This is a genomic window from Vibrio sp. SBT000027 (genome assembly GCF_963894355.1).
Lineage (GTDB): Bacteria > Pseudomonadota > Gammaproteobacteria > Enterobacterales > Vibrionaceae > Vibrio > Vibrio splendidus.
Window position 1 is genome coordinate 2,330,825 of record NZ_CAWQGD010000004.1, and the last position, 22,653, is coordinate 2,353,477.

Sequence of the window (22,653 nt, forward strand, 5' to 3'; positions counted from 1 at the left end):
ATAAGATTGAAACAAAAGGTAAGCCCTATGTAACACAATTGTTACATTACACTTCTAAGCCTGTGGGGATATAGACTTTGGCTTCTAAGCCGCCTTGAGAGGAGTTGCGAATAATGAGATCTCCGCCGTGTCCGTGCAGGATATTTCGGCAGATCCCGAGGCCAAGTCCGTGTCCTTGGTCGTCGGTTGCAAGCCTAAAGTAGGGTTCAAAGACCATCTCTAGCTTGTCTTCTGGGATACCATTGCCACGGTCTTGAATAGTCACGACCACCCAAAGCTCATCACCACTAACTTCCACTACGGCAGATGAACCATACTTAACTGCGTTGTCGATTAAGTTGGTCAGTACACGCTTAATCGCCAGTGGTTTCGCGACCAATGGCTCAATGACGACCGGCTCGAACTCTACCTTTGTTTGGTATTGGTTATGAGATTCAATCACAGAGAGCACCATTTCATTGAGGTCAATAATGGCATTATTCTCGTGTAGATCGGTGTCTCTTACCGCTTGCAAAGCACCTTTGACCATCATCTCGAGCTCATCGAGATCTTTATTGAATTTGTCTTTCTTTACTTCACTCTCCAACAACTCTGCACGCAATCTTAGACGTGTTATTGGTGTCTTTAAGTCATGGGAGATCGCAGAAAAAAGGTGCTCTCGGTCGGCAACATAGCGACGAATCCGTTGCTGCATGCGATTAAAGGCTCGCGTCGCGGTGACCAATTCAGTCGCCCCCTCTTCTTTCAGTTGGGGCTGCTGAATATCCATGCTCATCTCATTGGCCGCTCTTGCTAACTTTTTCAGAGGACGCACTTGGCGACGAATCATCAAGTAAGTCAAAACCAATAGAATGAGTGTCGAGGAAACTAAGAAAATTACTTGCTCACGACCGAGAATCGTATCGTCGAGCTTTACGTATGGAGCAGGCAACAATGCCGCAATGTATACCCATTCGTGACTGGTCAATTCGATTTGTACAACTAGAATGGGTGGATTCAGCGGTTCTAACGTTAAAGTATGATGTGCCCATGATCGCGGAAGATCGCTTAAATATATGTCATTTTTGAGCAAGCGAAGGTGTTCAGGACGAGAGAAATCAACCCGCACTGACGCCACTTTATTGAGTTTGCTACTCAAAACACTTTCTATCGCTTCAATCGAGGCGGTTTTTAAGCGGGTATCGGGGATCGGTTCGACAATCAAAGCCTCTTTATTGAAAGAAACGAAGAAACGCGTTCCCCCCATATTGCGGATTTGATCCAGCACGATATGACGATATTTAACGGGTAGAGATTGGAAAAAAGTCACCGTTGAAGCAAACATGTTCGCCATGCTCGACGACGCAGAACGAATCCCTTCCAGCTCTTTATGTTTTGATTCGCTATACCATATAGACGTTGCGATACCTTGAGCTATCACCACGGCTAACAGCGTCAACAATAAGGTTCTTGCGACTAACGAATTTGGTTTCAACCAACTCATCCAGTTCATACGAGATATTTCATCCGGAATACTTCATTGGAAGTACTTTATTAACATTACTTCATTAACAGTAGGTCATGCTTAGTGTTCATACTGAACCGGCACAGCAAGAATGTAGCCATTACCGCGCATAGTTTTGATGTAGTGAGGGTATTTACCACTGTCGCCCAGCCGACTTCTCAGGCGACTAAGCTGCACATCAATACCACGTTCAAAAGGCAGCGCTTCGCGGCCTCTAGTGGCGAAAGAGATGGTGTCACGGTCGAGAACTTCATTAGGACGAGTCAAGAACAGCATTAACAAAGAAAAGTCACTGCCCGACAAATCCATTTCCTCTGAGTTTTCATTGTGAGAAATTCTATGCGCGAGTGTATCGAGCGTCCAATCACCAAAAACAATCTGCTTTGGCAGTGCATCACTTGGCTTGTCATCCACTACTTGAACACGTCGTAATAACGCTTTGATACGAGCCATTAATTGGCGCGGACTAAATGGCTTGGCAATGTAATCATCGGCACCAATTTCTAAACCAATAATTTGATCGGTTTCATCCGATACCGCTGTCAGCATGATGATTGGCACATTAGATTGCTTTCGAACTCGCTGACACAAGGTAAAACCATCGTCACCGGGGAGCATAACATCGAGCAGAATCAGGTCTGGATAACCTTGGCTTTGCAGGTGGGCTTCTAATTCAACACCGTCTCCAACAGAAGAGACATCGAAACCCGATTTTGTGAGGTACTCTTCCAGCAGCTCGCGGATTTCTTGATCATCATCCACCACGAGAATTCGAGTATTTGTTGGCATCGCCCAAACCTATTAAATTTACAACTTATTCACATAGTGTATAGGCTGGCCGATTATTTGATTATTGACATGTTTGTAAAGTTAGACGAACAAACAGATAAAGATCACATCTTAGTGACCTCTACCTGTACTTAGCGACTCAAAGAATCATAGAAGGTTAAGAGGAACAGCTGATTTCCATGGCTTTGCCCCACTCAGGCGGCAAGGCGGCAAGGTATTCATAGTCTGGGTGTTCTGCATAAGGGTCAGCCAGAACCACCATTAATGCTTCAATATCGCTGCTATCACCACGCTCGGCTTTATCTATGGCGAGTTGAGCAAGGTAATTTCTGAGGATGAATTTCGGGTTAACCTGTCTCATCTTTTCACAGCGCTCTGCCACTGAACTCTCTTCCAATTCGCAGCGTTGTAAGTAGTTATCCATCCACAGCTTCGCTGCCTCGCGGTCGATAACCAAATCAATCACTTCCTGTGGCGGCAAGGTATCCAAGTTCGACAACGTTCTAAAGAACCTTGGGTAATCGACTTTGTTTTGCGACATAAGCTCAAACATAGATTCAAACAAACGACTGTCACCTTCTTGTTTCGAAAGCAGCCCCAACTTACGACGCATCATCTGACTGAAATAACCATTCATTTGTGGTTCGTATTGTTCGAGTGCCGCCTCAAGTTCGGCTTTATCCACCAGAGGCGAAAGTGAGTGCGCCAGTGCCGATAGGTTCCACAATCCAATTCTAGGCTGTTGATTGAAAGCATAACGACCTTGGTAATCCGAGTGATTACAGATCAATCTTGGGTCATATTCATCAAGGAATGCGAATGGGCCATAATCGAAAGTTTGCCCGATGATAGACATGTTATCAGTGTTCATCACTCCGTGAGCAAAACCATTCGCTTGCCACAATGCGACCATTTCAGCGGTGCGATCAACAATCTCATTAAACATGGCTGCGTAGGGTTTATCTTCATCGAGGCATTCTGGGAAGTGCCACTCGATGACTTTGTCGGCCAATAATTTATGTTCTGCCAACTGATTGGTATAAAACAGGTGTTCAAAGTGACCGAAACGAATATGTGACTCAGCAGCGCGCACCAACAATGCGCCCCACTCTTGCTTCTCACGATAAACCGGCGTATCGCTGGTCATCATCGCCAACGCACGTGTGGTTGGGATATTAAGACCCGCCATCGCTTCGCTACATAGATACTCACGAACCGTTGAGCGAACAACCGCACGACCATCGCCCATACGTGAATAGGGGGTTTTACCTGCACCTTTAAGGTGTAAGTCGAACGTTTCACCACTTTTCGCGACAACTTGCGCTAATAACAGCCCTCTTCCATCACCTAAGTCCGGGTTATAAGAGCCAAACTGATGACCTGCGTATTTCATTGCTACAGGCAAGAATTGCTCAGGTTCAATATTGCCAGATAACGTCTCAAGCAATTCCTCGGAAGCGTTTTCAAATGACGGAAAGCCAAGTTCGTTCGCAAGATTATGGTTCCATGCGAGCCATTGGACATTGCTGAGCGGTGTAGGTTGAATTGGGGTATAGAACAGTCGAGGTAATGCGGTAAATCGATTGTTAAATGAAATAGAATCCCAGACAGACATGAGAGGCACACTGTAGATAAAAGATGATTTAAGATTATCACAGTTTGATAACAACTTCAGATCAGGTTATGCAGTGAGTCTAGTGAGATAAAGGGGTTAATCAGACAAAGAGATTGTTCAGAGAAAAATGTTGTTGAGAGAAAGGTTACTGAGAGAAAGGTACTGCTAAGAAGAGGAAAAGCTAAGTGGCTAGACTGATGAGAAGAGCCACATTTACGAGAGTAAGAGTTCTGACTTTGAAGACTTTTTAACAAGTGTATTCATAATAAAAACTGAAAATATTGAGCCATAAAACTGACTACATTAGAGCAAGAATACCCATTAGAGAAAGGGTAGAGAAAATCCAAGTGCGACTGATAACGCCGAAATTACTGTGTTGAATCATTTCTTGATGCTGCATATGTCTCTCCTCGAGAACGTGATGGTGTAACACCAATATATCGGCTTTTCGCCAAAAGCAGCAAGCATATTAATATTAACCTTTTATGACAGCACTAAGAATTTTCTGTAACTATTCAGCCCTTTGATAAATCGAAAAGTTATGCTCGGCTTGTCGTTGAAAGTAGCGCTCCAGCACCAATAAACACGCCCCCTGTAACACGGTTAAACACCTTGGCTCGACCCTTTGCAAACAACCAAGTTGATGATTTTTCACCTAGGTAGGCGTAGACCAATAACCAAGACAATTCCATGACAACGAAGGTCAAAGCGAACACCACAAATTGAGGAAATAGCGCTATCGATGGGTCAATAAACTGAGGGAAAAGTGCGGTAAAAAACAGGATAGCTTTTGGATTACTCGCGCCAACAATAAAGCCACTCACATAATGCTGCGTAGCGCTTTCTTTAACTGGTTGAGAGCCTGCTTGTTGATTCGATAGCTTGTCATAATCTTGCTGACTCGACCGTAGCGACTTCCAACCGAGATAAATAAGGTAAGCAGCACCCGTCCACTTAATGATATTAAACACCACTTCTGATGAAGCAATAATCACCCCTAAACCGGTAAACGATAACGTTAAGATTCCGGTAATGGCAGTCACGCTACCCAAGGCGGTAAATATCGATAACTTAAAGCCTGATTGCACACCTTTGGTCATGCATAATAAAGAGCTTGGCCCGGGCGAAGCTGTCAAAATCAGCACCGCTAATAAATAATAAATCCATGTATCAAAGCTCATCGCGAATTCTCCTTAACTCACTAAAACGATTAAACATTGACCATCAATATGTGATAGTTATTCAGATTAAGCAACTAAATAATATGCAACGAATCCTCAACGCTAACTACGATATCCAAAATGTAGGTAATAAAAAACGCCATGCACTGCTGCATGGCGTTTAAATTAATACAGATTGGGTTTCTTTAATAACGAAGGTAACCCGAATCTAATCAAAGAAGCTTTTTCGATACAAAGCTTAGTCTATACAAACCTTAGTCTGTGCAAACTTAGTCTATAAAAAAACTTAGTCTTTGTAGAGAGAGAACTCATCTGCGCAAGCCACTAGCTGCTCACGAGTGATCATGAATACGCCATGACCACCATTAGAGAATTCAATCCAAGTGAATGGAATCTCTGGGTACTGATCCATCATGTGAACCATTGAGTTGCCCACTTCACAGATCAGAATACCATCATCCGTTAGGTAGTTTGGCGCGTTAGCTAAGATACGACGAACCAATTTCAGCCCGTCAGTACCTGCCGCTAGGCCAAGTTCTGGTTCATGAGTAAACTCTTCTGGCAAGCTGTTCATATCTTCTTCGTCCACGTAAGGTGGGTTCGATACGATCAGGTTGTATTTCTCTTTTGGTAAGTCACGGAAAAGATCTGAACGGATTGGGAACACTTGCTGCTCCATGCCGTGATCTTGAACGTTCTGCTCAGCAACTTGCAATGCGTCAGTAGAGATATCAATCGCGTCTACTTCAGCGTCAGGGAATGCATGAGCACAAGCAATAGCAATACAGCCACTACCCGTACAAAGGTCCATGATGCGTGTTGGCTCTTCAGTTAACCAAGGTTGGAATTGAGCTTCAATCAGCTCACCAATTGGCGAACGAGGCACAAGAACGCGTTCATCAACGAAGAACTCTAGACCACAGAACCAAGCTTTGTTGGTTAGGTAAGCCGTTGGTGTACGATCATTGATACGCTTGATTACGCGCTCAACAATACGCAGACGTTCGCTGCTCGTTAGACGAGAGTTCATAACATGCGAAGGAACATCAATCGGCAGATAAAGAGTAGGTAAAATAAGTTGTACCGCCTCATCCCACGCGTTATCAGTGCCGTGACCATAAAAAAGGCCCGCTGCGTTAAAGCGACTAACAGTCCAACGAATCACATCTTGAAGCGTGTGTAGTTCTGATACCGCTTCTTCTACAAAAATCTTATCCAAAATTGTCTCCGAAAAGCGCTACAATACTGCTAATTACGTTTCTAATTAGAATTCATAACCTGATGAGCAAAAAAGACACCGACTTCGATGACGATTTCGCCCTATTCAACGATGCAGTAAAGGGCGTTAAAAAGTTGCAACAGGATACCATAGTCCAGCAGCCAAAAAGAAATGCCAAGCAAAAAGAAATTACTCGCACGGCAAGACAAGCCAGTGATAGCGAGTTTTATTTCTCGGATGAGTTCATTCCGCATCTTAGCGAAGAAGGCCCAACACGTTATGCGAGTGATGATGTCTCTAAGTATGAGGTGAAGCGCTTACGTCGTGGTGTCTACGTACCTGATGTGTATCTTGATATGCACGGTATGACTCAACAAGAAGCGAAACGTGAGTTAGGTGCCATGATTGCGCACTGCGTGAAAGAGAGCGTGGCATGTGCCTGCGTTCAGCACGGTATCGGTAAACACATCCTTAAACAGAAGGTGCCTTTATGGTTAGCGCAGCACCCTGACGTGATGGCCTTTCACCAAGCACCTTTAGAGTTCGGTGGTAACGGTGCGTTGTTGGTTTTGCTTGCTATTCCAGACAAATAACTCCGACTCACTATTTCCCCCAACGTCAAAAACAGAAAAGGGCACCTCAAATCATTGAGGTGCCCTTTTCTTTGTTATCTTTCAGCCTATAGGTTAGATATAACCTCGACTATGGATTGATGTTCCAAAGTAACTCGCCTTTTTGTGTCTCAAGGTCGAATTCAATGCAAGCCAAACCTGACGTCGGAAACATAGGTGGCGCCATGCCCGTTGCAAATTCTGCTGTTAAGTAGCCCACTAGAGGTAAATGAGAAACAAATAAAATGGTCTCTAGTTTTTCTACTTCTGCCATTGCTACGGTCAGATCAAACACGTCGTCGGACATTCCATAAGGCGTAATATCATCACAGGTTTCTACTTTCTTTCCAGAAAACGCCTGAGAGATTTCTAACCACGTTTCTTGTGCCCTTAAATATGGGCTCACAAGCACTTTATCGAATTGACTAATCCCCTGCTCATTTGCAGCTTGAGCCACTGCAAGAGATGCCATTTTCCCGCGCTTGGTTAACGCTCGTTCTGCATCCGAATCCGCAAAATGTTCTGCTTCACCGTGGCGCATTATGAATATTTTCATGTTCAGTCCTGTCTACGTAACATTTCGAAAGTCGATATATCCCATATCAGCGATACGCTACTTAGCGTTTGGCTCTCAAACTAGAGAAGCCGCAGTCTATATAAATAATTATATCAAGTCACTTGCTAAAGAGTTCGACTTTCTTAACAATCTTATTAAAAGAAAATAAATCACTGATAAAAATCGATAAAAATGATTTAGAAGTCGCCAAAAAGCTCTTCATATCCCAAAATGTGATCGCAAGGTTTGCACCTCAAATCATCGCGTACATAATTTAAAAACCACCTTCTCTGGAGATGCTTCTGTGCATTTAAGCCCTAATGATGAACATCAATACCGTTACGTAACCTTGGATAACGGATTGCGAGTACTGTTAGTTCACGATCAGAACGCTCAAAAAGCTGCAGCCGCACTCGCCGTTAATGTCGGGCATTTTGATGACCCTACCGACCGAGAGGGTTTAGCGCACTACTTAGAGCATATGCTATTTTTGGGAACTGAAAAGTATCCAAAGGTCGGAGAGTTCCAAAGTTTTATCAGCCAACATGGCGGTAGCAACAATGCTTGGACCGGAACCGAACACACCTGCTTCTTTTTTGATGTTGAATTGAATGCCTTTGAAACTGCACTCGATCGCTTCAGCCAATTTTTTACAGCACCACTTTTTAACGAAGAAGCACTAGACAAAGAACGCCAAGCCGTTGATTCAGAATACAAGATGAAACTCAACGACGACTCGCGACGCTTGTACCAAGTTACCAAAGAACTGGTGAATCACAATCACCCATTCTCGAAGTTTTCTGTCGGTAATATCGAGACGTTGGGTGACAGAAACGGTGAAACGATTCGACAAGAGATCTTGGCTTTCCACCAGCAACAATATTCAGCCGATCTAATGACGCTGACACTGTCTGGCAATCAATCATTAGATGAGATGCAAAGTTGGGTTGAGGAGCGTTTTAGCTCGATTACCAATCACAAACTACAAGGTAAAAAGGTTGCAGTTCCGATTGTTGGCGAATTAAGCACGGGTGTACAAGTACACGTTAAACCGATAAAAGAAGTACGCAAACTTATCTTAACCTTCCCTATGCCAAGCATGGATGAACACTACGGGGTTAAGCCATTATCATTCTTTGCACACCTTATCGGTTACGAAGGCGAAGGCAGTTTGATGATGCAGCTGAAAGAGAAAGGTTGGATTACTTCCCTCTCGGCAGGTGGCGGCGCAAGTGGCAGTAACTATCGTGACTTCACGATCAGTTGCTCAATGACCATCGAAGGCTTAACCAAAACCGATAACGTCGTTCAAGCAATATTTCAGTACATCAAACTCATTGAACAACAAGGCATCGAAGAGTGGCGTTATCTTGAAAAACGCGCCGTTTTAGAGTCCGCTTTCCGCTTTCAAGAGCCCTCCAGACCGCTCGATGTCGTCAGTCATCTTGTTATCAACATGCAGCACTATCAAGAGCAAGATGTGGTGTATGGCGATTATAAGATGTCGCACTTTGACGAAGAGTTACAACGCTCTTTGCTTCCCTACTTATCTGTCGACAACATGCGGGTCACCATCGTAGCTCAAGGCTTCGAGTATGATAGAGAAGCGAAGTGGTACTTTACGCCCTACTCCGTTACGCCTTTTAGCTCAGAGCAGACCCAGTGCTTTACGTGCATCAACCCCGGCTGGATGTTTGAGCTGCCAAGTAAAAACCCATTTATTTGCTACGACTTAGACCCTGCAGAACTCGAAGGTGACGCTAAGCACCCACAACTGTTAGAAGAGCTCGACGGCTTTAAGTTATGGCACCTCCAAGACCATCAATTTCGAGTACCTAAAGGTGTGGTGTATATCGCTATCGACAGCCCACATTCAGTCGCCACCCCGAGAAACATCGTTAAAACACGCTTGTGTGTAGAGATGTTCTTGGACTCGCTTGAAAAAGATACGTATCAGGCTGAGATTGCGGGTATGGGCTACAACATGTATACCCATCAGGGCGGTGTAACACTCACGCTTTCGGGATTCAGCGAAAAGCAACCACAGCTGCTCAACATGATCCTTGAGCGCTTCCAAGCACGCGACTTTAGTCCAACACGCTTTGAAACTATTAAGCATCAATTGCTCAGAAACTGGAATAACGCGTCGCAAGATCGTCCTATTTCGCAGCTGTTTAATGCGATGACCGGAGTACTTCAGCCAAATAACCCGCCTTATTCCGTATTAATTGAAGCATTGGAAACGATTGAGGTCGATGAACTCTCTTCTTTTGTTCAAGCGATTTTGGCAGAACTGCATGTCGAAATGTTTGTGTATGGTGATTGGAAAAAAGCCGATGCACACAAGATGGCTGAAACGCTAAAAGATGCATTACGTGTTCAAGACCAAGCTTACGAAGAGTCACTACGCCCATTAATCATGTTGGGTGAAAATGGTAGCTTCCAACGCGAAGTCGTATGCAATCAAGATGATTCAGCCATCGTGGTTTACTACCAATGTGCTGATATTTCACCTAAAAATATTGCGCTGTATTCATTGGCGAACCATTTGATGTCAGCCACCTTCTTCCATGAGATTCGTACCAAGCAGCAGCTAGGCTATATGGTCGGCACTGGCAATATGCCGTTGAACCGACACCCAGGTATTGTGTTATATGTGCAATCACCGAATGCTGCCCCTGCAGACTTGTTAGCCTCGATAGATGAGTTCCTCAATGCCTTTTACATGGTGCTGTTGGAGCTTAACGACTATCAATGGCACAGCAGTAAACGCGGGCTCTGGAATCAGATTTCAACGCCAGATACCACCTTGCGCGGTCGCGCTCAGCGCTTATGGGTTGCGATAGGCAATAAGGACTTGGAATTCAATCAGAGAGAGCGTGTCTTGGGAGACCTCAAAGGTCTAACACGCTCAGATATGATGCGTTTTGTGGTCAGCCAACTTAAACCTCGTACGGCAAATCGTCTGATTATGCATGCACACGGTAATGCTCATAATGAGGAAGAAAAGCTGTCAGCAGGTGTGGAGATTGGCTCAATTGATGAGTTTCAGTTACGTCCTAAAGACTGTGAACTTGGCTGATAAAGCTGGGATAAAAATCATAAGGTTGATGTGAAAGCATCAACCTTTTTTCTTGGATGAAGCACAAAATCAGATCTCCTATTACGCTCCTTCGTCGCTTTAGGAGATGACGGTAGTTTCGATTGAGATGTGTTTGATCACCTTTCTAATCAACGCAATAACTTACTTTTTATCTCTCGAACATCATTCCCGAAAAGGAGGAACGACTGAGTCGGGAATCTCATTCCTTTCACACTCGTTCATAAAACAATAAAGCCCGCATCAATCGCTTGATACGGGCTTCTTAATCAATGAGTTAGAAAGTTACTTGTAGAAAGATTCACCCAACCCAGCGCGTGTCAGTAGGCCATCGCATGGCGCAAAACGATCACCGTACTTCTTAGCGAAGTCGTTCATCATTTCGACCAATGACTTAATACCAATTTGATCCATGTATCGGAACGGACCTCCTAAGAATGGAGGGAAACCGATACCGAAAATAGCACCAATATCGCCATCACGTGGGCTGCGGATAATACCGTCATCCAAACAACGAACCGCTTCGTTCAGCATAGGTAACACACAGCGCATCGCGATATCGTTGTCGCTCAACTTAGGATCGGGTTGCAGCTTAAGCAGCTTGTAAACTGACTTATCGACTTCTTTCTTCTTACCTTTGTAAGTGTAGAAACCTTTGCCACTCTTACGGCCTTTACGGTTGTCATTCAAAAGAATATCGAACACATCAGGGCCTTGGAAACGATCGCCTAGCTCATTCACTAAAATTGGAGTAATCTTCGCGCCGATATCAACACCCACCTCGTCTAACAAAGTAATTGGGCCAACCGGGAAACCGAAGTCCAATAACGTGCTATCGAGCTTTTCAATCGGCTCATTTGCCAATAATAAGTGCGCGGCTTCATTCATGTACGGAGCAAGAATACGGTTCACATAGAAACCAGCTGTGTCTTTAACAACAATCGGCGTTTTGCCTTGCTTCTTCGCTAATGCTACAACCGTCGAAATCGTCTTTTCTGAGGTTGTTTCATGAGGAATGACTTCAACTAACGGCATTTTTTCTGCCGGGCTGAAGTAGTGAAGACCGACCACGTTTTCTGGTCGCTGCGCCTTCTCCGCAATCTTATGGATTGGCAGTGAAGACGTGTTGGTCGCAAAGATAGTCTCTGGCTTTGCATTGGCTTCAATGTCCGCAACCATTGATTGCTTAAGATCGAGGTCTTCAAATACCGCTTCAATCACCACATCAGTGTGATTAAAGCTCGTAAAGTCGATACCACCAGAAAGCTGAAGCATCTTACTTTCCAGACCAGCTTTAGTCAGAATGCGACGCTTACGCTGCTTATCGAACAACTTAAAGTTGTAGTTCAGCGCGTTCAGAACGCCTTCATTGGATACGTCTTTAATGCGAACAGGCACTTTCGCTTTGGCAACGCTAACATGGCTGATACCAGCACCCATAAGGCCACCGCCCAGCACACCAACACGCTTAACCGCTTTGGGTTCTGCGTCTGCGCCGTGCTCTTTTTTCATTTCAGTGGTGGCAAAGAAAATCGAACGCAGGGCTTTAGATTCTGAAGTCATTACCAGTTCAGAGAAACGCTTCGCTTCATACTGAAGGCCTTTATCAAAACCGTTCTCAAGGCCGTAACGAATCACATCAAGAATCGCATCGGCTGCAGGGTAATTACCGCGTGTTTTCTGGTTGGTTTTCTTCGAAGCCTGTTCAAAAATAACCTTACGACCAAGACCCGTGCGTGAAATAAGCTTCTCTTTGGTCGAAGCTTGGCTTTTAGACGCAAGACGCTTACCTTTTTTTCCGCCTGAGTTCTTTTCAACAAAGCTCTTAGCGACTTCAAGCAAGATAGTTTCTGGCACACAAGCATCGACAACACCGAGCGATTTTGCTTTCTTAGCACGCAACTGCTTACCCGTAAGAATAAGGTCAAGAGAAGGCAGCAACCCGATAAGGCGAGGTAAACGCTGTGTACCACCAGAGCCTGGTAACAGACCTAACTGTACTTCTGGCAAGCCAAGGCGAGTCTTATCTGAGTCGGTACATACGCGGTAATCACATGCCAGCGCAAGTTCTAAACCGCCACCTAAACATGGACCGTGGATCGCTGCGACTACTGGATATGGAAGATCTGAGAGTGTTTGGAACATCTCCTGCCCTTGACGAGCAAGAGACTGTGCTTCGTCAGCCGTTTTACAAGCATCAAGCATTCGTACATCAGCACCAGCGATAAAGTTATCTGGCTTTAGTGAATGAACGATTAAGCCTTTAACTCGGCTTTGCTTTTCTTTTAACTGCTCGAAGATGGCTTTCATTTCTTCAGCAAAAGCCGCTTGCAGCGTGTTCATTTTCTCGTTTGGCACATCAACCGCTAACCAAGCAATATCTTGTTCATCGATATTAAGAGTAAATGCTGTCGCTTTCTTTTTGGTTAATTCAGTCGCCGACGTTGAATCTGGTTGAGCGACGGTTTCTTTTTCTGTTGTTGCATCAAGAGTCGTAGACATTATTCTACCTCCAAGATCATTGCTGCACCTAAACCACCAGCCGCACACGCTGTGTTCAGTGCCAAGCCGCCACCGCGACGTTTCAATTCACGTAATGTTTGAGTCATCATGCGTGCACCAGTCGCAGCAAACGGGTGTCCGTAAGCAATTGAACTACCCAGCACGTTGAATTTCTCCATATCAATCTCACCGATCGCTTTGTCACGGCCAAGATTTTTCTGAGCAAACTCGTCACTTGCAAACATTTTGACGTTCGCTAGAACTTGGGCTGCGAATGCTTCGTGCATCTCGATTAGAGTTAGATCTGACAACTCTAGACCTGTGTTCTTCAACACTTGAGAGGTCGCATAGGTTGGCCCCATCAACATATCCGTTTCAACACCAATCGCTGAGAATGCATAACCACGAATATAACCAAGTACTTCTAAGCCTAGCTCTTTAGCTTTACCTTCGCGCATCAACATCACCGCAGCGCCGCCATCGGTAAGAGGCGTTGCATTGGCTGCCGTTACACTACCGTACTTTCTATCGAATGCAGGGCGCAGTTTAGCGTAGCCTTCAACCGTTGAGTCGTGGCGAACGTTGTTGTCTTCCGCTAGGTACTTTTTATAAGGCGCTGGGAACGCCGTCATCACTCCGTCTTTAATCTTGCCTTCTTTCCATGCTTGAGAAGCCAAAGAGTGAGAACGGTGAGCAAGTGCGTCTTGAGCTTCGCGAGTAATACCATGCGTCTTCGCCATCTGCTCAGCCGTTTGTCCCATGGATAAACCGGTCGAGTATTCTGCGACTGCCGGTGGCACTGGCATCAGATCTTTGACTGAAAGTGTTTTAAGAATCTTCAGCTTCTGACCCATGGTTTTCGTTTTACTCAGCGCTAATAAATTTGCCGCTAACTTTTTCGAAACACCAATAGGCAATACAGAAGAAGAATCCGCACCGCCTGCAATACCGACATCAATCGTGCCAGCCATAATGCTCTCGGTCACGTTGACAGCCGCTTGGAAGCTGGTCGCACATGCTCGTGTCACACTGTAGGCATCGGTATTGATGTCCATGCCCGTACCCAACACGATTTCACGTGCAATATTCGGTGCTTCTGGCATTTGTACGACTTGGCCGAACACCACTTGCTCGATAAGCGCAGGATCGACATCTGTTCTTGCAAGCATTTCGCTCACAACCATTTTGCCTAGGTCAACCGCAGGCACTTGGCTAAATTCTGTACTCTGACGAGCGAATGGGGTTCGTAGTCCAGCGACAACGGCAACACGTTCTCCAGAACGCGTTTTGACTTCCTGTTTGCCCATGGTTTCTCCTTAAAGTTAAGAGGTCTGACCTGAAGCATTGTAAAGAAGTTGTTAATTAAATCAAACGAGCGTTTAAATAAACGTGATACGAGTATCTCACTGTTTGAAAATATAACTGCGTATTCAGGCGAACCTTTTTGGGGGAAAGGTTGTCGTAAGAGACTAAACTATTGTAAGCAAAGACTGTTATCGCTGTGTAGGGAATGGTTTTCTTGAGGCAAAAAAAAACCACACAAAACTGTGTGGTCGGAATGTATATAAAGCAATTAACTTAACGCCAATTGAAATAATCAGTTTCCTGATTAGGAGAAAGTAAAGTCAGCCTTCAAAAGGAAGTGTCGTCTTGCTCAACATGCTAGCCACGAATGACTAACTAGACGACAAGGTGTACTATAGCTTGTTCGAGGCCTTAGATTTTGAAGTAGATCAATTTTAATGTGATTTTACGGTTTCCTGCCGATCGTTAGCCCTAAAAACGAAACAGAATATAAAAACGAAGCACAACGTATAGAGGACAGCTATACGCAGAGCAATTATGGAGGCTCGTGTGTCAATAATAAAAATGTTTGGAAAGAAAACAGCCAAGCGTCCGGTCAACTCTGATATGGACAAACAAAGAAAGTACGAAGCACTCGTTCGTGCCTATCATCGTGACCTCTTTCGCTACGCCTATTGGCTATGTAAAGACAAAAGCATTGCCGAAGATTTAGTACAAGAGACTTGCCTTCGTGCATGGAAGTCACTCGATAGCTTACAAGATGAAAAAGCCGCTAAATCTTGGCTGATCACCATCTTGCGACGCGAGAACGCTCGACGTTTTGAACGCAAACAGTTTGATCTGGTTGATATCGACGATCATGGTAACGATGCAAGTGTCAGCGATGACCCACATCATCAACACCTGTGGTTGCAAGCTCAGATCATGAAACTTGAAATCGATTACCGTGAACCCCTCTTCTTACAAGTGATTGGTGGTTTTAGTGGTGATGAGATCGCGGATATTCTCGACCTCAACAAAAACACGGTAATGACACGTTTATTCAGAGCTCGAAATCAGTTGAAAGAGATGCTGGATACAGAAGAGGCAGAGAGGGGGCAACATAATGGATGATTTGGAATTTCGTCGTCGTGTATTGTCGGAACCTAAGCAACGTACACAAGATATTATTGATGCAGCAGCAAGCAGCGAAGCCAATAGTAACTTTCTAGACGATGTACTATCGCTTGATAAACAGATCCATTCAGCAATGAATGTGGATGTGCCAGACGATCTTGCTGATCGTATACTGTTCAATCAGACCTCAAGCGAAGAAAGCAAAGTAGTAAGACCTACGTTTGCTAGACGAGCGATGGCAATGGCAGCCTCGGTGGCGTTTGTTGCTGGTTTATTGGTTGGCCAAGTTAACTGGGGCAATGCATTCGTTTCACCCGCGCAAGCAAGTTTGGCAGATACGGCAATGAAACATGTTGTCGATGAAAAGAGCTTTGTGAGTGCGCTTGATGAGAATGTTACTTCACAACAAATCAATGCCAAGATGAATCCGTTTGCTTTTCAGTTTGATGAAGCCTTCCCTTACCACGTCTATTACCTGAACCATTGTGGCTTTGGCAAGTCCAACGCAATGCACATGGTTTTCCAAGGCGAAAAAGGCAAGGTCACTCTGTTTTTAACTGGCATTCCGACTGACAAGTCTATCGACTTTGATGAAGAAGGCATGTCAGGCTCAGTAACACCGATCGATGGCAGCAGTTTGATCCTTGTAGGCGAAGATGGCGAGGATGTCTCTAAAATCGCCGAAAAGCTGACAAAAATGATCAAACCAATGAGCTAATTTACTCTCAAAGCCCCGTAACAAAAGGCCCAGCAAGTATATCACTGATATTGCTGGGCTTTATTTATCAATAAACCGAAAAACCATTCACCACACCAATACCTCTAGAGTTAAAACTCTAAAAAACAGCATTTCACACCATTTTCGTGCCAGATAGGCGTCATTTCCATAATTTTACCCTCAAAATTTCCAATGGTCGGATTTGTATATCGTATACTTGCGAATAGGATCAGCCACCATTGAGCAATTGCTCAAATTAATCGCCCTGTAGAGGCGGATATATAAAGGAATAAATGAATGACTACCAACAACACGCGTCTGTTTAAAAAGTCTCTTTTAGCAGTAACAATCACACTGGCGTCTTCGCAAGCGATGGCAGCAGGTTTCCAACTTAACGCACAATCAGCAACCGGCATCGGCCGTGCTTTCGCTGGTGATGCAGTAATCGCAGATAACGCGTCAGTAATGGCACGTAACCCTGCAGCAATGGCACTATTTGATAAAACTGAACTATCTCTTGGTTTTGAAAGTATTACTTCAATGATTGAAGTAAACGATGTCAACTATATGGGTGGTGCAGTGCCTGTCGGTGATACAGATGATGTAGGTGATACGTCAATCGCTCCGAACATCCACTTAATCGTTCCAGTAAACGACAAATTTGCTTGGGGTGTGAATGCTTACTCAAACTTCGGTACCAAAACAGAGTTTGAAGACAGCTATCCTGCGGCTGAATACGGCGGCTTGACTGATGTTAAGAGCATCAACTTTGGTCTTGCTGGTTCATACCGCCTAAACTCTCAATGGAGCTTTGGTGCTGGCTTAGATCTTATCTACGGCCAAGGTACAATGAAACGTACAGCTGGCGCAGGTTTTGGCCCTGGAGCTCCATCAATGGGGATCCCACCGGCAGGAACTCCTTTATTAAACGTCGACGAGGCTGATGGTTGGGCAGTAGGCTTCAACGTTGGTACTGTTTACGAATTGGATGAGAACAACCGCTTTGGCTTGTCTTACCGCTACAGCCCTGAAATCACAGCTAAAGACGATAAAGGTCAAGAGATTACTCTTCCTCTACCAGACATTGCTGAATTCTCTGGTTACCACAAAATTGAAGATACCAAATTTGCAGTCCACTACTCAGTACAATGGATCGGCTGGGGTGACTTCGATCAAATCGAATTCGAAAACTTATCTCAAGGCGCTATCCAAGGTACATACAATAAAGAGTACCAATGGCAAGATGGCTGGCACTATGCAATTGGTGGTACTTACTACCTAAACGATACTTGGACACTTCGTACTGGTTACATGTACGACACAAGTGCACAAGACGAGCTGACTTCAATTTCTGTACCTGATTCTGATCGTCAGTGGTTATCTGCTGGTTTTACTTACCACATCGATACAGCATCTAATGTAGACTTTGGTTTCACTTACCTATTAGGTGATGATGTAGATGTTAAGGAAACCTCTTCAGGAACTCCGCTTACAGCAACTACACATGCTGATGCAATCCTACTAGGTCTGCAGTACAGCCGTAGCTTCTAATATAATCGAAGTTAACAATCCCAAAGGGTCGCATTATGCGACCCTTTTTTATTGCATAACCCACTGACCGACATCGATTTAAGCTTACAGCTGTAGCCTGCAGAGGTAAATTATGCCTACAAGTGTACGCTCAAACTTCGCAACACAGCCGAAACATTTAGATTATTTCTCTAATAATTAAACACATTTACTCATTTAATCCCTAAAACACTGTTTTATTCGAATTTCATTTTTAAAGTAATAACTCTAAACGTAGAATCACGACACTAAATACTTATGATTCAGCGAACATAATAATGAAAATGAATAAGACTCTTCTATCTGCTGCAGTGGCAGTTGGACTACTTTCGACTTCTACCGTCACTCAAGCGGCTGGTTTTCAACTAGCAGAATACTCAGCAACAGGCTTAGGCCGCGCGTATGCTGGTGAAGCTGCAATGGCAGACGGTGCAGATGCACAATGGCGTAACCCAGCAATGCTGACTTACCTAGAAGGCACACAAGTTTCTGTTGGTGGTATCTACGTTAACCCTAACATTGATGTTAAAGGTGAAGTAAACCACGCTCACCCTGCTATAGGTACAAGCCAAGCATCTTCAAACGATTTCGCAGATGACGCTATTATCCCGAATCTTTACATTTCTCACCGTTATAATGAAAAGTTCGCTGTCGGTTTTGCATTTGGCACAAACTACGGCATGGAAACTAATCTAGGAGATGACTTCAATGCTTCTCATTTCGGTAACGAAGCAAGCGTAATCACTAAAGAAGCTAACCTAAACTTTGCTTACCAAATTGTTGAGCAAGTTAGCATTGGTGGTGGCATTCGTTACGTTATGGGTGAAGGTAGCTTTGGCGCAACAGCACCAGCAAAAAACGCAGTCGCACTAGACTCAAATAAAATGCCAATCTCCGTTCCTGCTGGTACTACATTGAAATATATGGAAGGCGATGATACAGCTTGGGGTTGGCAAGTAGGTACAGCGTGGCAGATCAACGAAGACCACCGCATCGGTTTTGCTTACAAGTCTGAGGTTGAACTGAAATTAGAAGGTCACGCAGAAGGCATTGGCTTTGGCATGACACCAGGTCAACGTGACAACGGCCATATGATGTTAGCACTTCCTGCAACAGCAGAACTTGCAAGTTTCCATCAACTAACAAAAGCATTGGCAGTTCACGCTAGTTTCAACTGGACTGATTGGAGCTCTTTCGAGAAGCTTCAAGCAGAACTGAACACATATGGCAGCCATACAGTTAAAGTTGAAAACTGGGAAGATAACTACCGCCTTGCTTTAGGTGCAACTTACCAAGTTGACCCAAAACTAGCACTACGTACTGGTGTAGCTTACGATACTTCTGCAGTTAGCGACAAAAACCGTACTATCACTATTCCAGAAACTGATCGCACATGGTTAAGTGTTGGTGCTGGTTACCAATGGTCTGAACAGCTTTCATTGGATGCTGGCTTTACTTACATCATTGCTAAAGATGCTCCAATCACAGAATCTCGTGGTTACGCATCTGACGATGCAGCCGAAGCTGTTGGCGGTCAATTTATCGGCACAACGACTGGTAATGTTTGGCTAGTAGGTATCCAAGCTAACTACCGTTTCTAATCTGTTTTACTTAGTCTAAAATAACAAACATTAAAAAGGCTCGATGTTATTTTCAACATCAAGCCTTTCTTTTATCAGTTATTCAAAATCTTATATCTAGTAATCTTCTAGGTATCCGTCAATGAAATCTTCTTCTTCCAGATCGACTTCTTCAGGTTCGATTTCGGCTTTAAAGTCACGACGCTGAATGTAAACTTCACGAGTCAGAGCATATGGATCTGGCGAGCCATCCAACAGAGCTTCTTGAGAAACTAACTGAGCTCGAGTCTCCATACCTTCAAATGCCCACTTTCCTAGGCTCGCCCAGAAGTTCAACAGAGCTAAAGGCACATATAAACTATCCACTTGCTCCGTCACTTCACGAGTCGTAATAGGGCCATAACCCGGTACCATAAAGTACGGTCCGTTACCCACCCCATAATGACCAATCGCATCAGAAAACGACTTGTCGTCATATTTGGTGATACCCGCTTCACTGGCAATATCGATTAGGCCTAACAAGCCAAAGGTTGAGTTAATCCAAAAACGGTTGAAATGGTCGAGTGCTTTCTCGCCATTACCCATGAATATGTTGTTCACCATGCTCGCAGGTTCGTCTAAGTTGGCTAAAAAATTTGAGATACCAGAACGAACTGGAACAGGGGTGTAGCCAACATAAGCGAGTGAAACAGGACGAACTAAATAAGGATCAAGATATTCGTAGTTGATATCCCACATCGCTCGGTTGAACCCTTCGAAAGGGTCATTCGGGTGGGACTCTTCGACGTATTCAGAGGTTTCGAGGTTATTATCGTTCGTGCTTTCATCTGGCGCGCTAGAACAGCCCACCGTTAAGCTTGCGATAAAAAGTAAACTCGAGAGTCTTAAAACACTGACAGACATATCACCTTTTCCATAAGGAATTCATATAATAAAAAAAGGCCAGCAATCGCTGGCCTCAATTGGTTGCGTAAGTCTATACCGTTTGTTGCAAAATCGGAATAGCTAACACCTATGCAAAATGATGATTAATATTGCTTATTTATATTAATGGTCACTGGAGCACCCAGTTCAACCACTTCACTTTCACCGTACCAATCACCATCGCGAGTTGAAACGTTACCATCTGTATCAAGCCTAGCTCTAACCATCAGAGTTTCAAGGCTAGACAACTTCGAGCCTTCCATCATGCTGTTACCATCATCGAGAACAACAGTGCGAGGGAAAGAACCCAATGGGTAACGGGCTGCAGCGACCGGCATTGGCGAACCATCAGCTCTATGTACCGAAACAACCAACACAGACTTAGGATCAGCGTTCACGTCGCCAGACAGCTCAAGCGTTACTGCAACGCTCTTACCTTGGTCAACACCCATGGTGTCGCCCATTTTCTTCTGAGCACTTTCAATACTGCGTGACAACATCTCGTAGCGACTGTCTTGTGGACCAATCATCTGTTGCATGATGCTCCAGTACTTGACAGCACCTGGGTAGTCTTGACGTTCAAACGAATCGAACGCTAGTAATGAGAACACACGAAGATCAACATAATCATTTTGAATCAAACGGCTCAAAATCAAACGCGCTTGGTTTTGATCGGCTTCGTCAGGTGAAAGCATCAGTGCTTGAGCAAAACCTAGCTGAACATCTTCATTCTTAGGCTCAAGTTTGTAAGCTCTTTCCATAGAATCTTTCGCTGTTTCTGCGTCACGGTTTGCTAATGCAATACGACCAAGCAATAACCAACCAGTTGAATCTTTTGGTTGATAGTGAAGACGAGTACGAAGCGCTAGAGTCAAATCTTCAAGTTCATCATCGGTAAGCGTTCCACCTTCTGATGACATTAACTTTTTAGACAACTCAGGAAGGTTTGAACTCACTTCTTGCCAGTGTTGAACCTTATCTAATGCACCAAACTGAAAGTACATACCATAAGTCACAACCAGAACCAGGATCACTGACGGTACAACGACACCCAGCGTAGATATTTGCGTTCTCTTGATTTTTTCTTGCGTTGGAACGTCATCAAGTAGCGACTGTTTTAAGTCAGCGATCAGTTCTTGCTGGTTATCAACAAGGCCTTCTTCAGCTTCTACCTCTAATTCAACTAAGCGATCTTTATAGAAGGCTTTATTCAACTCATCGCGAAGCACGTCATCGTTGTTTTCCTTCTTGTTCAAAAAAGGCAGAACAATCAATAAAACTGCGGCTAGCGAAAGGACAATTGTAGAAATCCAAAATAGAGTCATTACTGTTTATCTCCGTCGTTCTCTTCGTCGAGTAACGCTTTTAAACGTGCTTCTTTGTCTGCATCCCAGTCTTTATTGGACTCTACTGCTTTTGATTTTGACTTTCTGCTTCGTAAAACAATCAAACCAAAACCTAATACAACAACCGCAAACGGACCAACCCATAGGATCGATGTCGCTAAGGTCAGTGGTGGGTTGTACGTTACAAAGTTACCGTAACGAGCAATCATGTAATCAATAATTTCTTGCTCAGACTTGCCATCTTTTGTCATCTCATACACTTTTTGACGCAAGTCGACCGCAAGTTCCGCGTTCGAATCACCAATCGTGTTGTTCTGACATTTTGGGCAACGAAGCGTATTGCTCAAATCTTTAAATTGCTGCTCTTGATCGACCGTATCAAACTCATGAAATTCGATAGGCGCAGCCGTTACCGACGCAGAGATAGCGAAGGTGGCAAACATTGCTACAAGTGTTTGTTTAATCATTTCGCCTCCTCCAATAACTCTTGGTACATCGGCTGAAGCGTCGATGCCCAGTTAGTCGGGTTCACGTCACCAACATGGCGGTAACGAACCACACCGTTAGCATCAATTAGGAAGGTCTCAGGTGCGCCATATACGCCAAGGTCAAGACCTAACATACCGTTGCCATCGAACAAGCTGATTAAGTACGGGTTGCCCAGTTCTTTTAACCAACCAACCGCTTTATTACGATCATCTTTGTAGTTAAGACCAATAATCTTAACGCCTTGATCCGCTAACTTATTCAGGTAAGAGTGCTCTGCATAACAAGTAGGACACCAAGTCGCCCACACATTAAGAAGCAGCGGCTCACCTTTAAAGATAGCTTGATCATGAAACTTACCCGGCTGTTCCAAATCCTCTAGGCCAAACTCAGGAACCTGCTTACCAATCAATACGGATTCAAGTTTAGTCGGGTCATCACCCGACTGGTTACGCATCAATTGAGTTGCAAAGATTCCAGCTAGAACCATGAACGCAATCAATGGAATGAATAAAATCTTCTTGTTCATTCG

The 22,653-nt window shown here is 44.3% G+C and carries 18 protein-coding genes; 6 read left to right on the forward strand and 12 right to left on the reverse strand.

Features of this window, described 5'->3' with window-relative positions; translation table 11 throughout:
- Positions 1 to 46: 46 nt before the first annotated feature.
- From AACU28_RS20235 to prmB, 5 genes are all read right to left on the reverse strand, one after another.
- Positions 47 to 1,492, reverse strand: coding sequence for an ATP-binding protein (locus tag AACU28_RS20235; protein WP_017076787.1), 1,446 nt, complete (start codon positions 1,490 to 1,492; stop codon positions 47 to 49).
- A 72-nt stretch (positions 1,493 to 1,564) separates the two neighbouring features.
- Positions 1,565 to 2,293: a response regulator gene (locus AACU28_RS20240; RefSeq protein WP_121603504.1), complete on the reverse strand. Its 729-nt coding sequence runs from the start codon at positions 2,291 to 2,293 to the stop codon at positions 1,565 to 1,567.
- A gap of 157 nt (positions 2,294 to 2,450) precedes the next feature.
- A complete protein-coding gene (locus AACU28_RS20245; protein ID WP_121603505.1) occupies positions 2,451 to 3,908 on the reverse strand; it encodes a protein adenylyltransferase SelO in 1,458 nt (485 codons plus the stop codon).
- Positions 3,909 to 4,447: 539 nt separating this feature from the next.
- Complete coding sequence (locus AACU28_RS20250) at positions 4,448 to 5,089, reverse strand: LysE family translocator (protein ID WP_121603506.1); 642 nt, start codon at positions 5,087 to 5,089, stop codon at positions 4,448 to 4,450.
- A 286-nt stretch (positions 5,090 to 5,375) separates the two neighbouring features.
- The gene (gene prmB / locus AACU28_RS20255; protein ID WP_017076792.1) at positions 5,376 to 6,308 is read right to left on the reverse strand and encodes a 50S ribosomal protein L3 N(5)-glutamine methyltransferase; all 933 of its coding nucleotides are present in this window, start codon (positions 6,306 to 6,308) and stop codon (positions 5,376 to 5,378) included.
- A 62-nt stretch (positions 6,309 to 6,370) separates the two neighbouring features.
- On the opposite strand from prmB, the gene smrB reads away from it, so the two are divergent.
- Positions 6,371 to 6,901: an endonuclease SmrB gene (smrB, locus tag AACU28_RS20260; RefSeq protein WP_121603507.1), complete on the forward strand. Its 531-nt coding sequence runs from the start codon at positions 6,371 to 6,373 to the stop codon at positions 6,899 to 6,901.
- Positions 6,902 to 7,010: 109 nt separating this feature from the next.
- Here the strand turns inward: smrB and sixA are convergent, their stop codons facing one another.
- Positions 7,011 to 7,475, reverse strand: coding sequence for a phosphohistidine phosphatase SixA (sixA, locus tag AACU28_RS20265; RefSeq protein WP_017076794.1), 465 nt, complete (start codon positions 7,473 to 7,475; stop codon positions 7,011 to 7,013).
- A 304-nt stretch (positions 7,476 to 7,779) separates the two neighbouring features.
- Here sixA and AACU28_RS20270 point away from each other — a divergent pair, with 304 nt between their 5' ends.
- Positions 7,780 to 10,557, forward strand: coding sequence for an insulinase family protein (locus AACU28_RS20270; RefSeq protein ID WP_121603508.1), 2,778 nt, complete (start codon positions 7,780 to 7,782; stop codon positions 10,555 to 10,557).
- A 303-nt stretch (positions 10,558 to 10,860) separates the two neighbouring features.
- Here AACU28_RS20270 and fadJ read toward each other — a convergent pair whose 3' ends face one another.
- Positions 10,861 to 13,077 carry a fatty acid oxidation complex subunit alpha FadJ gene (gene fadJ, locus AACU28_RS20275; RefSeq protein ID WP_121603509.1) on the reverse strand — a complete coding sequence of 739 codons (2,217 nt, stop codon included), beginning with the start codon at positions 13,075 to 13,077 and terminating at the stop codon, positions 10,861 to 10,863.
- Positions 13,077 to 14,384 (reverse strand): acetyl-CoA C-acyltransferase FadI, encoded by a 1,308-nt coding sequence (fadI, locus tag AACU28_RS20280; RefSeq protein WP_121603510.1) that lies wholly within the window; start codon positions 14,382 to 14,384, stop codon positions 13,077 to 13,079. The genes fadJ and fadI overlap by 1 nt, the downstream gene beginning before the upstream one ends.
- 562 nt (positions 14,385 to 14,946) lie before the next feature.
- Between fadI and AACU28_RS20285 the strand changes: the two genes are divergently transcribed.
- The 4 genes from AACU28_RS20285 to AACU28_RS20300 all read left to right on the forward strand — a co-directional run bounded on the left by AACU28_RS20285 (position 14,947) and on the right by AACU28_RS20300 (position 19,386).
- A complete protein-coding gene (locus tag AACU28_RS20285; RefSeq protein WP_004736042.1) occupies positions 14,947 to 15,495 on the forward strand; it encodes a sigma-70 family RNA polymerase sigma factor in 549 nt (182 codons plus the stop codon).
- On the forward strand, positions 15,488 to 16,216 hold the full coding sequence (locus tag AACU28_RS20290; RefSeq protein ID WP_017084531.1) for a DUF3379 domain-containing protein: 729 nt from the start codon (positions 15,488 to 15,490) through the stop codon (positions 16,214 to 16,216). The genes AACU28_RS20285 and AACU28_RS20290 overlap by 8 nt, the downstream gene beginning before the upstream one ends.
- Before the next feature lie 297 nt (positions 16,217 to 16,513).
- On the forward strand, positions 16,514 to 17,767 hold the full coding sequence (locus tag AACU28_RS20295) for an outer membrane protein transport protein (RefSeq protein ID WP_017084530.1): 1,254 nt from the start codon (positions 16,514 to 16,516) through the stop codon (positions 17,765 to 17,767).
- Between the two features lie 296 nt (positions 17,768 to 18,063).
- Positions 18,064 to 19,386: an outer membrane protein transport protein gene (locus tag AACU28_RS20300; RefSeq protein ID WP_017084529.1), complete on the forward strand. Its 1,323-nt coding sequence runs from the start codon at positions 18,064 to 18,066 to the stop codon at positions 19,384 to 19,386.
- 96 nt (positions 19,387 to 19,482) lie between these two features.
- Here AACU28_RS20300 and AACU28_RS20305 read toward each other — a convergent pair whose 3' ends face one another.
- From AACU28_RS20305 to AACU28_RS20320, 4 genes are all read right to left on the reverse strand, one after another.
- Positions 19,483 to 20,268: an MlaA family lipoprotein gene (locus AACU28_RS20305; RefSeq protein WP_121603511.1), complete on the reverse strand. Its 786-nt coding sequence runs from the start codon at positions 20,266 to 20,268 to the stop codon at positions 19,483 to 19,485.
- 125 nt (positions 20,269 to 20,393) lie between these two features.
- Entirely contained in the window at positions 20,394 to 21,614 is a 1,221-nt protein-coding gene (gene ccmI / locus AACU28_RS20310) for a c-type cytochrome biogenesis protein CcmI (protein ID WP_004736037.1), read from the reverse strand.
- On the reverse strand, positions 21,614 to 22,102 hold the full coding sequence (locus AACU28_RS20315; protein WP_004736036.1) for a cytochrome c-type biogenesis protein: 489 nt from the start codon (positions 22,100 to 22,102) through the stop codon (positions 21,614 to 21,616). The genes ccmI and AACU28_RS20315 overlap by 1 nt, the downstream gene beginning before the upstream one ends.
- Positions 22,099 to 22,650: a DsbE family thiol:disulfide interchange protein gene (locus AACU28_RS20320; protein ID WP_004736035.1), complete on the reverse strand. Its 552-nt coding sequence runs from the start codon at positions 22,648 to 22,650 to the stop codon at positions 22,099 to 22,101. Before AACU28_RS20320 ends, AACU28_RS20315 begins: the two co-directional genes overlap by 4 nt.
- Positions 22,651 to 22,653 lie beyond the last annotated feature (3 nt).

Bases quoted from the DNA above. Each gene is read 5' to 3' on its own strand.
- AACU28_RS20245 (WP_121603505.1), bottom strand. From the start codon at position 3,908: ATGTCTGTCTGGGATTCTATTTCATTTAACAATCGATTTACCGCATTA.
- AACU28_RS20285 (WP_004736042.1), top strand. From the start codon at position 14,947: ATGTTTGGAAAGAAAACAGCCAAGCGTCCGGTCAACTCTGATATGGAC.
- ccmI (WP_004736037.1), bottom strand. From the start codon at position 21,614: ATGACTCTATTTTGGATTTCTACAATTGTCCTTTCGCTAGCCGCAGTT.
- fadI (WP_121603510.1), bottom strand. From the start codon at position 14,384: ATGGGCAAACAGGAAGTCAAAACGCGTTCTGGAGAACGTGTTGCCGTT.
- fadJ (WP_121603509.1), bottom strand. From the start codon at position 13,077: ATGTCTACGACTCTTGATGCAACAACAGAAAAAGAAACCGTCGCTCAA.
- AACU28_RS20300 (WP_017084529.1), top strand. From the start codon at position 18,064: ATGAAAATGAATAAGACTCTTCTATCTGCTGCAGTGGCAGTTGGACTA.
- AACU28_RS20240 (WP_121603504.1), bottom strand. From the start codon at position 2,293: ATGCCAACAAATACTCGAATTCTCGTGGTGGATGATGATCAAGAAATC.
- sixA (WP_017076794.1), bottom strand. From the start codon at position 7,475: ATGAAAATATTCATAATGCGCCACGGTGAAGCAGAACATTTTGCGGAT.
- AACU28_RS20235 (WP_017076787.1), bottom strand. From the start codon at position 1,492: ATGAACTGGATGAGTTGGTTGAAACCAAATTCGTTAGTCGCAAGAACC.
- AACU28_RS20315 (WP_004736036.1), bottom strand. From the start codon at position 22,102: ATGATTAAACAAACACTTGTAGCAATGTTTGCCACCTTCGCTATCTCT.
- AACU28_RS20295 (WP_017084530.1), top strand. From the start codon at position 16,514: ATGACTACCAACAACACGCGTCTGTTTAAAAAGTCTCTTTTAGCAGTA.
- AACU28_RS20250 (WP_121603506.1), bottom strand. From the start codon at position 5,089: ATGAGCTTTGATACATGGATTTATTATTTATTAGCGGTGCTGATTTTG.
- AACU28_RS20305 (WP_121603511.1), bottom strand. From the start codon at position 20,268: ATGTCTGTCAGTGTTTTAAGACTCTCGAGTTTACTTTTTATCGCAAGC.
- smrB (WP_121603507.1), top strand. From the start codon at position 6,371: ATGAGCAAAAAAGACACCGACTTCGATGACGATTTCGCCCTATTCAAC.
- AACU28_RS20320 (WP_004736035.1), bottom strand. From the start codon at position 22,650: ATGAACAAGAAGATTTTATTCATTCCATTGATTGCGTTCATGGTTCTA.
- AACU28_RS20290 (WP_017084531.1), top strand. From the start codon at position 15,488: ATGGATGATTTGGAATTTCGTCGTCGTGTATTGTCGGAACCTAAGCAA.